The 12941-nt window shown below is 73.7% G+C and carries 9 protein-coding genes; 8 read left to right on the top strand and 1 reads right to left on the bottom strand.

From position 1 onward, the window contains the following. Positions 1–32 precede the first annotated feature (32 nt). The 7 genes from ACIPSA_RS09940 (at position 33) to sucD (ending at position 10283) form a co-directional block, all read left to right on the top strand. On the top strand, positions 33–1187 hold the full coding sequence (locus ACIPSA_RS09940; RefSeq protein WP_402631188.1) for an AAA family ATPase: 1155 nt from the start codon (positions 33–35) through the stop codon (positions 1185–1187). Then, entirely contained in the window at positions 1184–3598 is a 2415-nt protein-coding gene (locus tag ACIPSA_RS09935; protein ID WP_402631186.1) for a DUF5682 family protein, read from the top strand. The genes ACIPSA_RS09940 and ACIPSA_RS09935 overlap by 4 nt, the downstream gene beginning before the upstream one ends. Continuing rightward, positions 3595–4758, top strand: coding sequence for a VWA domain-containing protein (locus tag ACIPSA_RS09930; protein WP_402631183.1), 1164 nt, complete (start codon positions 3595–3597; stop codon positions 4756–4758). The genes ACIPSA_RS09935 and ACIPSA_RS09930 overlap by 4 nt, the downstream gene beginning before the upstream one ends. A 179-nt stretch (positions 4759–4937) precedes the next feature. Next, positions 4938–5828 (top strand): hypothetical protein, encoded by an 891-nt coding sequence (locus ACIPSA_RS09925; RefSeq protein WP_402631180.1) that lies wholly within the window; start codon positions 4938–4940, stop codon positions 5826–5828. Positions 5829–6021: 193 nt separating this feature from the next. Then, the gene (locus ACIPSA_RS09920) at positions 6022–7770 is read left to right on the top strand and encodes a hypothetical protein (protein WP_402631177.1); all 1749 of its coding nucleotides are present in this window, start codon (positions 6022–6024) and stop codon (positions 7768–7770) included. A gap of 418 nt (positions 7771–8188) precedes the next feature. Next, entirely contained in the window at positions 8189–9370 is a 1182-nt protein-coding gene (gene sucC, locus ACIPSA_RS09915) for an ADP-forming succinate--CoA ligase subunit beta (RefSeq protein ID WP_402631174.1), read from the top strand. Between the two features lie 28 nt (positions 9371–9398). Further along, the gene (gene sucD, locus ACIPSA_RS09910; protein WP_402631172.1) at positions 9399–10283 is read left to right on the top strand and encodes a succinate--CoA ligase subunit alpha; all 885 of its coding nucleotides are present in this window, start codon (positions 9399–9401) and stop codon (positions 10281–10283) included. 78 nt (positions 10284–10361) lie between these two features. Here sucD and ACIPSA_RS09905 read toward each other — a convergent pair whose 3' ends face one another. Beyond that, positions 10362–11219 carry a sigma factor-like helix-turn-helix DNA-binding protein gene (locus ACIPSA_RS09905; RefSeq protein ID WP_402631169.1) on the bottom strand — a complete coding sequence of 286 codons (858 nt, stop codon included), beginning with the start codon at positions 11217–11219 and terminating at the stop codon, positions 10362–10364. A 67-nt stretch (positions 11220–11286) separates the two neighbouring features. On the opposite strand from ACIPSA_RS09905, the gene ACIPSA_RS09900 reads away from it, so the two are divergent. After that, complete coding sequence (locus tag ACIPSA_RS09900) at positions 11287–12921, top strand: DUF6350 family protein (RefSeq protein WP_402631166.1); 1635 nt, start codon at positions 11287–11289, stop codon at positions 12919–12921. Positions 12922–12941: the final 20 nt, after the last annotated feature.

The following is a 12941-nucleotide window of genomic DNA, read 5'->3' as shown; positions in this document are numbered from 1 at the left end:
CCGAACCGGCCGAGCTGGAGGGGGCCTCAGCCATGTCTGTGTCCGTGGAACCGACGTCCGTACAGGCAGTCGAAGCAGCCGAAGCACTCGGAAAGGAGCCGGAGCCGGCCGAGGCCTTGCGGCCGCACGCCGAGGACGCCTTCGCCGCCGAACTCGCCGCGCTGGCCGCCCAGGACGACCGCCCGCGCCCGGAGCGCTGGAAACTGTCGCCGTGGGCGGTGGCGACGTACCTGCTCGGCGGCACGCTGCCGGACGGCACGGTGATCACGCCGAAGTACGTGGGCCCGCGCCGCATCGTCGAGGTCGCGGTCACCACGCTCGCCACCGACCGCGCGCTGCTCCTGCTCGGCGTGCCCGGTACGGCCAAGACCTGGGTGTCCGAGCACCTGGCCGCCGCGGTGAGCGGCGACTCGACGCTGCTGGTGCAGGGCACGGCCGGCACGCCGGAGGAGGCGATCCGCTACGGCTGGAACTACGCGCGGCTGCTCGCCCACGGCCCCAGCCGCGATGCCCTCGTGCCCAGCCCCGTCATGCGGGCCATGGCCGAGGGCATGACGGCACGCGTGGAGGAGCTCACCCGCATCCCGGCCGATGTGCAGGACACGCTGATCACGATCCTGTCCGAGAAGACGCTGCCGATCCCGGAGCTGGGCCAGGAGGTGCAGGCGGTCCGCGGCTTCAACCTGATCGCCACGGCCAACGACCGCGACCGCGGGGTCAACGATCTGTCCAGCGCCCTGCGCCGCCGCTTCAACACAGTGGTGCTGCCGCTGCCGGAGAGCGCCGACGCCGAGGTCGACATCGTCTCGCGCCGCGTCGACCAGATCGGCCGCTCCCTCGACCTGCCCGCCGTACCGGACGGCATCGACGAGATCCGCCGTGTCGTGACCGTCTTCCGCGAGCTGCGCGACGGGGTCACCACCGACGGCCGTACGAAGCTGAAGTCGCCCAGCGGCACGCTGTCCACGGCCGAGGCGATCTCCGTCGTCACCAACGGCCTCGCGCTCGCCGCCCACTTCGGCGACGGCGTGCTGCGGCCGGCCGACGTCGCCGCGGGCATCCTCGGCGCCGTCGTCCGTGACCCGGCCGCCGACCGTGTCGTCTGGCAGGAGTACCTGGAGACGGTCGTCCGTGAGCGGGACGGCTGGAAGGACTTCTACCGGGCCTGCCGTGAGGTGAGCGCGTGAACGACTCCGGGTGGGAGAGGGCGCCCGGCCCCGGGCCGCTGCTGCTCGGGGTGCGGCACCACGGCCCCGGGTCGGCGCGGGCCGTACGGGCCGCGCTGGACGCCGCGCGGCCGAGCGCGGTCCTGATCGAGGGGCCGCCCGAGGCCGACGCGCTGATCCCGCTGGCCGCCGACGAGGACATGCGTCCCCCGGTCGCGCTCCTCGCCCACGCCGTGGACGAGCCGGGCCGTTCGGCGTTCTGGCCGCTGGCCGCGTTCTCCCCGGAGTGGGTGGCGATCCGCTGGGCTCTGGAGCACGGGGTCCCGGCCCGCTTCATCGACCTGCCGGCCACGCACACGCTGGCGCGAGGCAAGGAAGAGGAGGAGGAAAAAGAGAAGGACGAGGAGAAGGAAGGGGAGAAGACGCCGCCCGGGGCCGAGGGAGCCGAGGGAACCGAGGAGAGTGTCCAGGAGCCGGACGTCCGCGTCGACCCGATCGCCGTGCTCGCCGAGGCGGGAGGCTACGACGATCCCGAGCGGTGGTGGGAGGACGTCGTCGAGCACCGGGGGACCCGCGAGCGGGACGCGTTCGCGCCGTTCGCCGCGCTGGAGGAGGCCATGGGGGCGCTCCGGGAGACGTACGGGGTCGGCGGCCACACCCGGGACCTCGTGCGGGAGGCGCACATGCGGCTCCAACTGCGTGCCGCGCAACGTGAGTTCGGCGACGCGGTGGCCGTGGTGTGCGGGGCGTGGCATGTGCCCGCGCTGCGGCAGAAGGCCGCCGTGGCCACCGACCGGGCCCTGCTGAAGGGGCTGCCCAAGGCCAAGGTGGACATGACGTGGGTGCCCTGGACATACCGCAGGCTGTCCCGGTTCAGCGGGTACGGGGCGGGCATCGACTCGCCGGGCTGGTACGGGCATCTGTTCGGCGCGCCTGACCGGCCGGTCGAGAGATGGCTGACCAAGGTGGCCGGGCTGCTGCGCGAGGAGGACCGGATCGTGTCCTCGGCCCACGTCATCGAGGCGGTGCGGCTGGCGGAGACGCTCGCCGCGATGCGGGGCCGTCCGCTGGCCGGGCTGAGCGAGACGACCGAGGCCGTGCGCGCGGTGATGTGTGACGGCTCGGACGTGCCGCTGGCGCTCGTGCACGACCGGCTGGTCGTCGGGGACGTGCTGGGCGAGGTCCCCGAGACGGCACCCGCGGTGCCGTTGCAGCGCGACCTGGCCCGGCTGCAGCGGACCCTGCGGCTCAAGCCGGAGGCGCTGGAGCGGCAGCTGGAGCTCGACCTGCGCAAGGAGACCGACGCCGGACGAAGCAGGCTGCTGCACCGGCTGCGGCTGCTCGGCATCGAGTGGGGCGCGCAGTCCGAGTCACGGGGCAGTACGGGCACGTTCCGTGAGACGTGGCGGCTGCGCTGGGAGCCAGAACTGTCCGTGCGGGTCGCCGAAGCGGGGGTCTGGGGTACGACGGTGCTCGGCGCCGCGACCGCCAGGGCCGAGGCGGACGCCGTGGCCGCGCAGTCCCTCGCCGAGGTGACCGAGCTCGCCGAACACTGTCTGCTCGCCGAACTGCCGGACGCGCTCCCCGTGGTGATGCGGGTGCTCGCCGACCGAGCGGCCCTAGACGCGGACGTCGGCCACCTCGCCAAGGCACTCCCCGCCCTCGTCCGCTCCCTGCGCTACGGCGACGTACGCGGCACGGACACCCGGGCCCTCGCCGAGGTCGCCGCGGGCCTCGCCGAGCGGATCTTCGTCGGCCTGCCCCCGGCCTGCGCCGCCCTGGACCCGGACGCGGCCGAGGAGATGCGGCGCCATGTGGACGAGGTGCACGGGGCGGTGGGACTGCTGGGGGAGGCCTCCGCCGTGGGACACGGCCACCTGCGCACCCGCTGGCGCTCCGTGCTCGGTGTCCTGTCCGGGCGGGACACCGTACCCGGTGTCATCCGGGGGCGTGCCGTGCGGCTGCTGCTGGACGAAGGGGAGTTGGGGCCGGACGAGGCCGCCCGGCTGATGGGGCTCGTGCTGTCGCCGGGGACACCGCCGCCGGACGCCGCCGCGTGGATCGAGGGCTTCGTCGGCGGCGGGGGCGGGATGCTGCTCGTGCACGACGAGAGGCTGCTCGGTCTGGTGGACGCCTGGCTGACCGGGGTGCCGGCGGAGGCGTTCACGGACGTACTGCCGCTGCTGCGGCGGACCTTCTCGGCCTACGAGCCGGGCGTGCGCAGAACGCTCGGCGAGCTGGTGCGGCGCGGGCCGGGGGAGCGGGGGAGCACGTTGGGCCGGGCAGGTGGCCCGCCCGGCTTCGACGCCGAACTGGACACCGTGCGCGCGGACGCCGTTCTGCCGCTCGTGCGGCTGCTGCTCGGACTGGATGACGACGGAGAGCAGGCGGGCGACGTGGTCGACAACCACCTTGTGGGAGTGGGGACATGAAGACCGAACCGGTGGAACCGGCCCAGGAGCGGCTGCGGCGCTGGCGGCTGGTGCTCGGGGGCGACACGGCCGACGGAACCGGCTGCGCGCTGTCCGGGCAGGACGCCGCGATGGACGGAGCGCTCGCCGCGCTCTACGGGAAGGCGGACAAAGCGCGGACAGGACGGGACCGTTCGGCCGGGCTCGGGGCGTCGGCGCCGTCCGTGGCACGCTGGCTGGGGGACATCCGCACCTACTTCCCCTCCTCCGTCGTCCAGGTCATGCAGCGGGACGCCATCGACCGGCTCGGACTGGCCTCCCTGCTGCTCGAACCGGAGATGCTGGAGGCGGTGGAGGCCGATGTGCACCTGGTCGGCACGCTGCTCTCCCTCAACAAGGCGATGCCGGAGACCACCAAGGAGACGGCGCGGGCGGTCGTGCGCAAGGTCGTCGAGGACCTGGAGAAGCGGCTCGCCACCCGCACCCGGGCCACCCTCACCGGTGCCCTCGACCGCAGCGCCCGGGTCAACCGGCCGCGCCACCACGACATCGACTGGAACCGCACGATCGCCGCCAACCTCAAGCACTACCTGCCGGAGTACCGCACGGTCGTGCCGGAACGGCTCATCGGCTACGGCCGCGCCGCCCAGTCCGTGAAGAAGGAGGTCATCCTCTGCATCGACCAGTCGGGGTCGATGGCGGCGTCCGTCGTCTACGCGTCGGTGTTCGGGGCGGTGCTCGCCTCCATGCGGTCGATCAGCACCCGGCTCGTCGTCTTCGACACGGCTGTCGTCGACCTCACCGACCAGCTCGACGACCCCGTCGACGTCCTCTTCGGCACCCAGCTCGGCGGCGGCACGGACATCAACCGGGCGCTCGCCTACTGCCAGTCGCAGATCACCCGGCCCGCCGAGACCGTGGTGGTGCTCATCAGCGACCTCTACGAGGGAGGCATACGGAACGAGATGCTGAAGCGGGTCGCGGCGATGAAGGCGTCGGGTGTCCAGTTCGTCGCGCTGCTCGCGCTGTCGGACGAGGGGGCGCCCGCGTACGACCGGGATCACGCGGCCGCGCTCGCCGCGCTGGGCGCGCCCGCCTTCGCCTGCACGCCCGACCTGTTCCCGGAGGTGATGGCGGCGGCGATCGAGAAGCGCCCGCTTCCGATACCGGACAGCGCGTGACGCCAGGCGGGAAAAGGGACATGACTACCCATCGGTAACAGGGGGCTTGCGCAACCGCGGGCGGGCCGTGCGAGGATCGAGCGCGCCCGCGTCGTGCCCACGCGTCATTCGTTCCGCCGCACGGGAGGACCCTTCCCCTCTTGAACTGGCCAGCAGCTCTGCCCGGTGCCGCTGTGCGTGTGTCGCGCACTGCGGCCGGGCGGCGTGCGCTGCAACTGGCGCTGCTGGTGGGCGGTCTGCTCGCGCTCGGTTTCCTCTGCGGCGAGCAGGCGCACGCCGCGGAGGGGGCGCCGTCGGTGACCTCGGTCGCGTCCGTGCCGTCGGTCTCGGCGGACGCGGTGCGGGCCGCTCCGCGGAAGGTACCGACGAAGAGCGTCGTCGGGGCGGTCACCGCTCCGGCCGCTGCCGCTGCCGCTGCCGCACCCGCACCCGTTGCCGCTCCGGTCGAGCACGCCGGTCGCCGTGCGGCTGCCGCCGTCGCTCCGGTGGACCGGGAAGCGGTTGGTTCCGTGCCCCGTCGTGTCGTGCGGCCGGTCGGGGACCTGGTCGGGACCGTGACCAAGGAACTGGGCGAGGCGCGCACCAAGCTGCCGTCGCTGCCCGCACTTCCCCAACTGCCCGGGCTTCCCGGAGTGTCCGAGCTGCCCGGCCGGCTGCTGCCGGCGCCGGTCACCCCGGAACCCGGGACGAAGCGGCCCGGCGTCGCCGGGTCGTCGGCCGGTGACGGCATCCGGGGCGCGACGGCCCGTACGGCCGAGCCCACGACGACGACCGGCGCGTACGGACCGGACCGCACCGCCGCCGCCCCCGCGCCGGGCCCGGCGGCACACGCCGACGGCCACCGAGCCGCACCCCCCGTCAACGCCCCGAGCCACCCCGCGCCCCCCGGCGACCAGGGCGGCGCGCCGGGCAGGCCGGCGGTCGGCAACGACTCCCCGAGGCACGGTGACGCTCACGCCGTCACCCCGAACCACCGGGCGCCGCTGCGTCTCGCGCCCGGTACCGCCGCGCGCGTCGACGCGGCCGGGACCAGGGACAGGCACCGGGACATTCCCGTCTTCCCCGGCTAGGGCGACAGGGCCTACGGCCACCTCCCCGCCGTGGACCTGTCGCGCGGGGGCGGAACAGGTCCGCCCGACCGTCCGGACACCCCTCCGAGCTCCGGACGGCCAAGTCTCCCGAGTCTCCCAGTCGCGCTTCCGACGTCCTGGCAGCCCCTTGCGGCTCCGACGTCCAGGAACCCCTTAAGGATCTGACGCACGCATGAACAAGAACATCCGCCGCTCCATCGTCATAGCCGCCGGAGTCACCGGCGCGTGGGCGCTCGGCTCGGCCGTGGCCAGCGCCGACGAACTGCCCGCCTCGTCCCTCTCCGTGTCCGACACGACGTCCGACACGACCTCCGGGGTCACCGACACGGTCGACGGTGTCGTGTCCGACGTGCACGACACGGTCACCGGCGTCACCGGCGGCGCGGCCTCGACGGTCGCGGACACCACCGGCAGGGCGACATCCACGGTGTCCGACGCCCAGGGCACGGCGGCCGAGGCCGAGCACACGGCCGGAACCGCCGCCGGAGCCACCGCCGCGGCCGGAACCGCCGCCGGCAACGCGGACCAGGCCCGCCGCCACGTCGACGCCAAGGTCCCGGCCGCCGCCAAGGCCAAGGGTGCCCAGGCCATCGAGGGCGCCCGGGCGGCCCGTGCCGCGAAGGCCGGAACCACCCACCTGGCCGACCGCGCGTCTGCCGAGGCGGCCGGCACGGTCTCCGACGCCACCTCCCCGCAGGACGAGATCGACTACCTCTTCGGCCCGCTCTCCTCCTTCGCCCCCGAGCTGGAGCAGGCCCTGGCCGCCGCCCAGACCAAGCTCCAGGCCACCCAGGCGGCCGCCCGCACCAAGGCCCAGGGCGTGGACGGCGTCGTACGGACCAAGGCCCAGCACACCGTCGCCGCCGCACAGGGCCGGGCCGCCGGCGCCCTCGGCGTCGCCCGGGGCGGGGCCGACGAGGTGACGACCGCAGCCGAGGCCTCCGTGTCCGCCGTGCCTGGTCACCTCACCGGCACCGTCGGCGGGATCGAGCAGCGGCTGGTCGGCACGGTGAGCGCCGTTCCCGGCACCGTCACCCCCGTGGTGGACGAGACGGCCGCCGCGGTCGCCCCGCCGGTCGCCGCCGACGCCGTGCACGGGGCCGTGCCGGTAGCCGGTCGCGCCGCGGCAGGGGTTGCGCCTGTGGCCCGGCACGCCGTGGCCGGGGCGACCCCCGTCGCCGGGCACGCCGTGAACGCGGCGACCGCGCTCGCGTACGGGGTGGCCGCCGATGTGGAGCCCGTCGTGGGCGGCGTCGTCCAGGGCGTCCAGCCGGTCGTCGGCGGAGTCGTGGCGGACGTGCCTCCGTACGCCACCGGCCTGGTCGGCCAGGTGGCGTACGACACCACGGAAGCCGTTCTGCCACCCGTGGCCGGTGCCGCCGTGCACGGCGTCCTGCCGGTCGCCGGGCAGGCCGTGGCGGACGCCGGGACGCTCGCGCCCGGTGCGGTGGGCGACGGCCGGCCCTTCGCGGACGGCGTCGTCGGCGCCGTACCGCCGCTCGCGGACGGCGTGACCGGGCAGGCGGGCTCCTTCGCGCAGGACGCGGCGGGGGAGGTGCCGCCGTTCGCGTACGGGGTCACCGGTGCCGTACGGCCGGTCGTCGGCACCGCCGCCCGGACCGTCGAGCCGGTCGCGGGCAGCGCCACGACGCTGGCGTACGGCGTGACGGGTGACGCCGATCCGTTCGCGGGCGGTGTGGCCGGCGAGGCCGCCCCGTTCGCCCAGGGGGTCGCCGGGCAGGCGGGCTCCTTCGCGCAGGACCTGACCGGCACCGTCCACGCCACCGCGGCCCCGCTCACCGCCCATGCCGTCACCGGCGCGGCGGGTGCGGCCGAATCGATTACCCCGACTTATCTGCCGCACACGGGGTACGCGCACGACCTGCACAACGTGCACGACGGGCACACCTACGGCGTCTGAGCCGACCCGCCGTGACCGACTCCGTGGGGCTGAGGTTCCGAACGGCCGAATGCCGTCGGTGCGTTCGGACGACACCTCACGGACTGAGCCGGCTGGTCCCCATTGGGGTGGGGATCAGCAGGCCAGGGCCCCTCGGGGCCGTTCCGGAGGCCTCACCGGGTCAACCCCAGCCCGGTGAGGCCTCCTCGCCCCGGCACGCCGTGCCAGAAAACCCGGCATCATGTGACAGGTATCACCGCTCAGGTGTGACCCTCGATTTAGGGCGCCCCTGCAAGCGGCGATAACCTGCGAGACGGACATGCCGCGCGCTCGGACACCGTGTGCGCCCCCCTAGTGACACACGCGGACGTCACGTTGCCCTTCGCGGCACGCCCACGCATCCAACGAACCGCGAGATCACTGATAGGGACGGAAGCGCGTGGACCTGTTCGAGTACCAGGCGAGGGACCTCTTCGCCAAGCACGATGTACCGGTGCTGGCCGGTGAAGTCATCGACACGCCTGAGGCGGCGCGCGAGATCACCGAGCGGCTGGGCGGCAAGTCCGTCGTCAAGGCGCAGGTGAAGGTCGGTGGTCGTGGCAAGGCCGGTGGCGTCAAGCTGGCCGCCTCCGCGGACGAGGCCGTCGCCCGTGCGACGGACATCCTCGGCATGGACATCAAGGGCCACACGGTCCACAAGGTCATGATCGCCGAGACCGCTCCGGAGATCGTCGAGGAGTACTACGTCTCCTTCCTCCTCGACCGTGCCAACCGCACCTTCCTCTCCATCGCCTCCGTCGAGGGCGGCATGGAGATCGAGGAGGTGGCGGCCACCCGTCCGGAGGCTGTCGCCCAGACCCCGATCAACCCCATCGACGGCGTGGACGAGGCCAAGGCCCGCGAGATCGTCGCGGCCGCCAAGTTCCCGGCCGAGGTCGCCGACAAGGTCGCGAACGTCCTCGTCACGCTGTGGGACACCTTCATCAAGTCGGACGCCCTCCTGGTCGAGGTCAACCCGCTGGCCAAGGTCGCCTCCGGTGAGGTCATCGCCCTCGACGGCAAGGTGTCGCTCGACGAGAACGCCGAGTTCCGTCACCCCGAGTACGAGGAGCTCCACGACAAGGACGCGGCCAACCCGCTGGAGGCCGCTGCCAAGGCGAAGGGCCTCAACTACGTCAAGCTCGAGGGCGAGGTCGGCATCATCGGCAACGGCGCGGGTCTCGTCATGAGCACCCTGGACGTCGTCGCCTACGCCGGTGAGAACCACGGTGGCGTCAAGCCCGCCAACTTCCTCGACATCGGCGGTGGCGCCTCCGCCCAGGTCATGGCGAACGGCCTGGAGATCATCCTCGGCGACCCCGACGTCAAGTCGGTCTTCGTCAACGTCTTCGGTGGCATCACCGCCTGTGACGAGGTCGCCAACGGCATCGTCCAGGCCCTGAAGCTCCTGGAGGACCGCGGCGAGAACGTCACCAAGCCGCTGGTCGTCCGTCTCGACGGCAACAACGCCGAGCTGGGCCGGCAGATCCTCACCGACGCCAACCACCCTCTGGTGCAGCGCGTCGACACCATGGACGGCGCGGCGGACAAGGCCGCCGAGCTGGCCCACGCCGCCAAGTAAGCACTCAGGACGAGGACACCAACACACCATGGCTATCTGGCTCAACAAGGACAGCAAGGTCATCGTCCAGGGCATGACCGGCTCCACCGGCATGAAGCACACCAAGCTCATGCTCGGTGACGGCACCCACGTCGTGGGCGGCGTGAACCCGCGCAAGGCGGGCACCTCCGTGGACTTCGACGGCAACGAGGTACCGGTCTTCGGCACCGTCGCCGAGGCCATCGAGAAGACCGGCGCCAACGTCTCCGTCATCTTCGTGCCGGAGAAGTTCACCAAGGACGCGGTCGTCGAGGCCATCGACGCCGAGATCCCTCTGGCCGTCGTGATCACCGAGGGCATCGCCGTGCACGACACGGCCGCCTTCTGGGCGCACGCCGGCAAGAAGGGCAACAAGACCCGCATCATCGGCCCGAACTGCCCCGGCATCATCACCCCGGGTCAGTCGAACGTCGGCATCATCCCGGGCGACATCACCAAGCCGGGCCGCATCGGCCTGGTCTCGAAGTCCGGCACGCTGACGTACCAGATGATGTACGAGCTGCGTGACATCGGCTTCTCCACGGCCGTCGGCATCGGTGGCGACCCGATCATCGGCACCACGCACATCGACGCCCTGGCCGCCTTCCAGGACGACCCCGACACCGACCTGATCGTCATGATCGGCGAGATCGGCGGCGACGCCGAGGAGCGGGCCGCGGCCTTCATCAAGGAGAACGTGACCAAGCCGGTCGTCGGCTACGTCGCGGGCTTCACCGCCCCCGAGGGCAAGACCATGGGCCACGCCGGCGCCATCGTCTCCGGCTCGTCCGGCACCGCCCAGGCGAAGAAGGAGGCCCTCGAGGCCGCCGGCGTCAAGGTCGGCAAGACGCCGACCGAGACGGCGAAGCTCGCCCGGGAGATCCTGGGCGGCTGACGCCCCGGACCACAGCCGGAAGGGCCCGCACCCTCACGGGGGGTGCGGGCCCTTCCGTGTGCCCGGGTGCGCAGGTGCTCACCGGGGCAGCGGCAGTACCCTCTCCGGTCCGCCGGCCGACGCCGTCCGGAGCTTCGCCCGCAGTTGCTGCTCGGCGCTGGACAGCGGGCCCAGCGCGGTTCTCGGCGGAACCCCCTGAATCGCCTGCGCCGGGCCGATCGGCGCCTCGTACTGGGTCGGCGCGGTGCGCAGCGTGAGCGACGTCGCGCCGATGATCGCGACGGTGAAGGCGATGGCGGCCCGGGTCCAGAAGCGGGTCCTTTGTTCGCCGATCGTCCGCACCGTCGTCGGTTTCGCCGCCCGGAGGCGCTCGGTGGAGGCGAGTTCGGCCAGCCGCCGGTGGAGCGCGGCGGGGTCCGACAGCTCGGGCACGCCGGCGGCCACCGCGGCGCGCGCGTGAGTGAGCCGGTTCGCCGCCGCCGGTGTGCTCGCCTCCGTCTCCGCCGCCGTCTCCGGCAGACCGAGGCCGACGCCGTCGTACAGCACGAGCGTGCGGCGGTACGAGGGCGGGAGCCGCAGGAGCGCGTGCAGCAGGGCGCGGTCGGCGGCGCCGGCGGGTGGTGGTTCGGGGTGCCGGTAGCGGGGGCGGAACTGGTGCCAGGGGGAGAGCGCGTACTCGTACGCCGTCGCCCGCACCCAGCCCGCCGGATCGCGGTCCTGGGCCACCTCCGGCCACTGCTGCCAGGCGAGTTGGAAGGCGCGCTCCACGGACTCGCGGGCCAGCTCGCGCCGCCCGGTGAGCAGGTACGTCTGCCGTACGAGGGCCGGAGCGCAGAACGCGTACAGGGCGTCGAAGGCCTGTGCGGGCGTCAGCTCTCCCGCCGGCACGGCCTCGTGACGGTCCGTCGTGCTTGCTCTTCGCACGAAAAAGTACATAAACATATATTGAGCGACACTTCCGAGCTTCGCCCGTTACGACGGGAAAGCGCGTGTCGTTGGGAGCATGACGGTCGTGATCCAGATGACCGATCGCCGACTGTCGTTGTCACACCTGTCACCCCTGCTTGCCCGGATGCGCGACCGATCGCCCGGACTGGCCGCGAGTCTCGTGGGCGGCGCGCTCGCGGCCGGGCTCGGCCTCGGTTCGTTCGCCGTGCCCGTGATGGTGATGTGGATCAGCTCGCCGTACCCCGACAGCGGGCCGGGCGCAGCGCTGCATGTCGCCGCCGCGCTGTGGCTCCTCGCGCACGGGGTCGAGCTGGTGCGCACCGAGACGCTCTCCGGCGCCCCGGCGCCCGTGGGCGTCACCCCGCTGCTGCTCCTGGTCCTGCCGGTGCTGCTGCTGTACCGGGCGGCGCGGGACGCGGTGGACGCGCCCATCGACGCCGACGGGCCGCCGCCGGTCGCCGCACCGACCGCGTGGGCGGGCGTGGTCCTCGGCTACCTCACCGTCGGGTGCGGCGCCCAGCTGTACGCCTCCGGTGGCGAACTGCGCGCCGAGTGGGGGTGGGTGGCGGCGTGCCTGCCGCTCGTCGCCACGGGTGCGGCCGGTGCCGGGGTGTGGACGGCGTACGGCCGCCCGCCCGCGCCGCTGCTGAGCGTGCTGGTGCTGCTGCCGGGGCGGCTGCGCCGGCTGGTCCTCGGGGCGGACGGCCGGGCGCGCCTCGGTGCCGCGCTGCGGGCCGCCGGTGCGGGCGCCTCGGTGCTCTTCGGAGGCGGGGTGCTGTTGCTCGGGGTGTCGCTGGTGGGGCACGGCGGGGTGGCGCGCGCGGCCTTCGGCCAGCTGACGGAGGGCTTGTCGGGGCGGTTCGCCGTTCTGTTGCTGTGTGCCGCCCTGCTCCCGAATGCGGCGGTGTGGTCGGCGGCGTACGCCCTCGGGCCGGGGTTCGCGCTCGGTACCGGGCACGTGGTGTACCCGCTCTTCGCGGACCCGGCGCCGTTGCTGCCGCCGTTCCCGTTGCTGGCGGCGGTGCCGGAGGCGGGCGGCGGCGGGCCGCTGAACTGGGCGGCCGGGGTGGTGCCCGTGGTGGCGGGGGTGACGGTGGCGTGGTTCACGGTCGCCGCGGCCGTGCGGCGCGGGGAGCCGGAGGGGGCTGGCGGGGCCGCCTCCGGTGAGGCGGGGCGGTGGGTGCGGCGCTGGTCGGCCGCGGGGACCGCCGCGGTGGCGGGGACGGCGGCGGGGGTGTGCGCGATCGTGGTCGCGGTGCTGACCGAGCTGGCGGGCGGGCCGCTCGGGGACGCCGCGCTCGCCCGGTTCGGGCCGGTGTGGTGGCAGACCGGGATCGCCACGGCGGCCTGGATCGGCGTGGTGGCCGTTCCGCTGGCGCTGGGGGTGCGGGCCTGGCGGCTGCGGGGCGGCTCGACCAGGGGACCGGGACCGCTACCGGGGACGGAGCCGTTGCCCGCCGGGGGCCTTCCGGCGCAGCCCGCACCGGCTCCCCCGCGCGAGCCGCACGCCGAAGACGCGTACGACCTCCTGCCCCTCGACGTCCCGCTGGTGCCCTCATGGCACGACGACGCGAACCCTTCGTGGTACGACGACGCGAACCCCTCGTGGCACGACGAGGTGAACCGCGAGGCCCGTTGGGCGGCGCTGAGAGATGCCTCGGCCCCACCGGACCCCTCGGACACACCGTGAGGGGTCCCGGCGCCGGAAGG

It is taken from the genome of Streptomyces sp. NPDC086549 (assembly GCF_044746205.1).
Lineage (GTDB): Bacteria > Actinomycetota > Actinomycetes > Streptomycetales > Streptomycetaceae > Streptomyces.
The sequence above is the reverse complement of the archived record's forward strand: the minus strand, read 5'-3'. Positions and strand labels throughout refer to the sequence as shown.

What these genes read in the sequence shown, in the direction of transcription:
- ACIPSA_RS09940 (WP_402631188.1), top strand. Translation starts at nt 33, where the DNA reads ATGTCTGTGTCCGTGGAACCGACGTCCGTACAGGCAGTCGAAGCAGCC.
- sucD (WP_402631172.1), top strand. Translation starts at nt 9,399, where the DNA reads ATGGCTATCTGGCTCAACAAGGACAGCAAGGTCATCGTCCAGGGCATG.
- ACIPSA_RS09930 (WP_402631183.1), top strand. Translation starts at nt 3,595, where the DNA reads ATGAAGACCGAACCGGTGGAACCGGCCCAGGAGCGGCTGCGGCGCTGG.
- ACIPSA_RS09920 (WP_402631177.1), top strand. Translation starts at nt 6,022, where the DNA reads ATGAACAAGAACATCCGCCGCTCCATCGTCATAGCCGCCGGAGTCACC.
- ACIPSA_RS09905 (WP_402631169.1), bottom strand. Translation starts at nt 11,219, where the DNA reads ATGTACTTTTTCGTGCGAAGAGCAAGCACGACGGACCGTCACGAGGCC.
- ACIPSA_RS09900 (WP_402631166.1), top strand. Translation starts at nt 11,287, where the DNA reads ATGACGGTCGTGATCCAGATGACCGATCGCCGACTGTCGTTGTCACAC.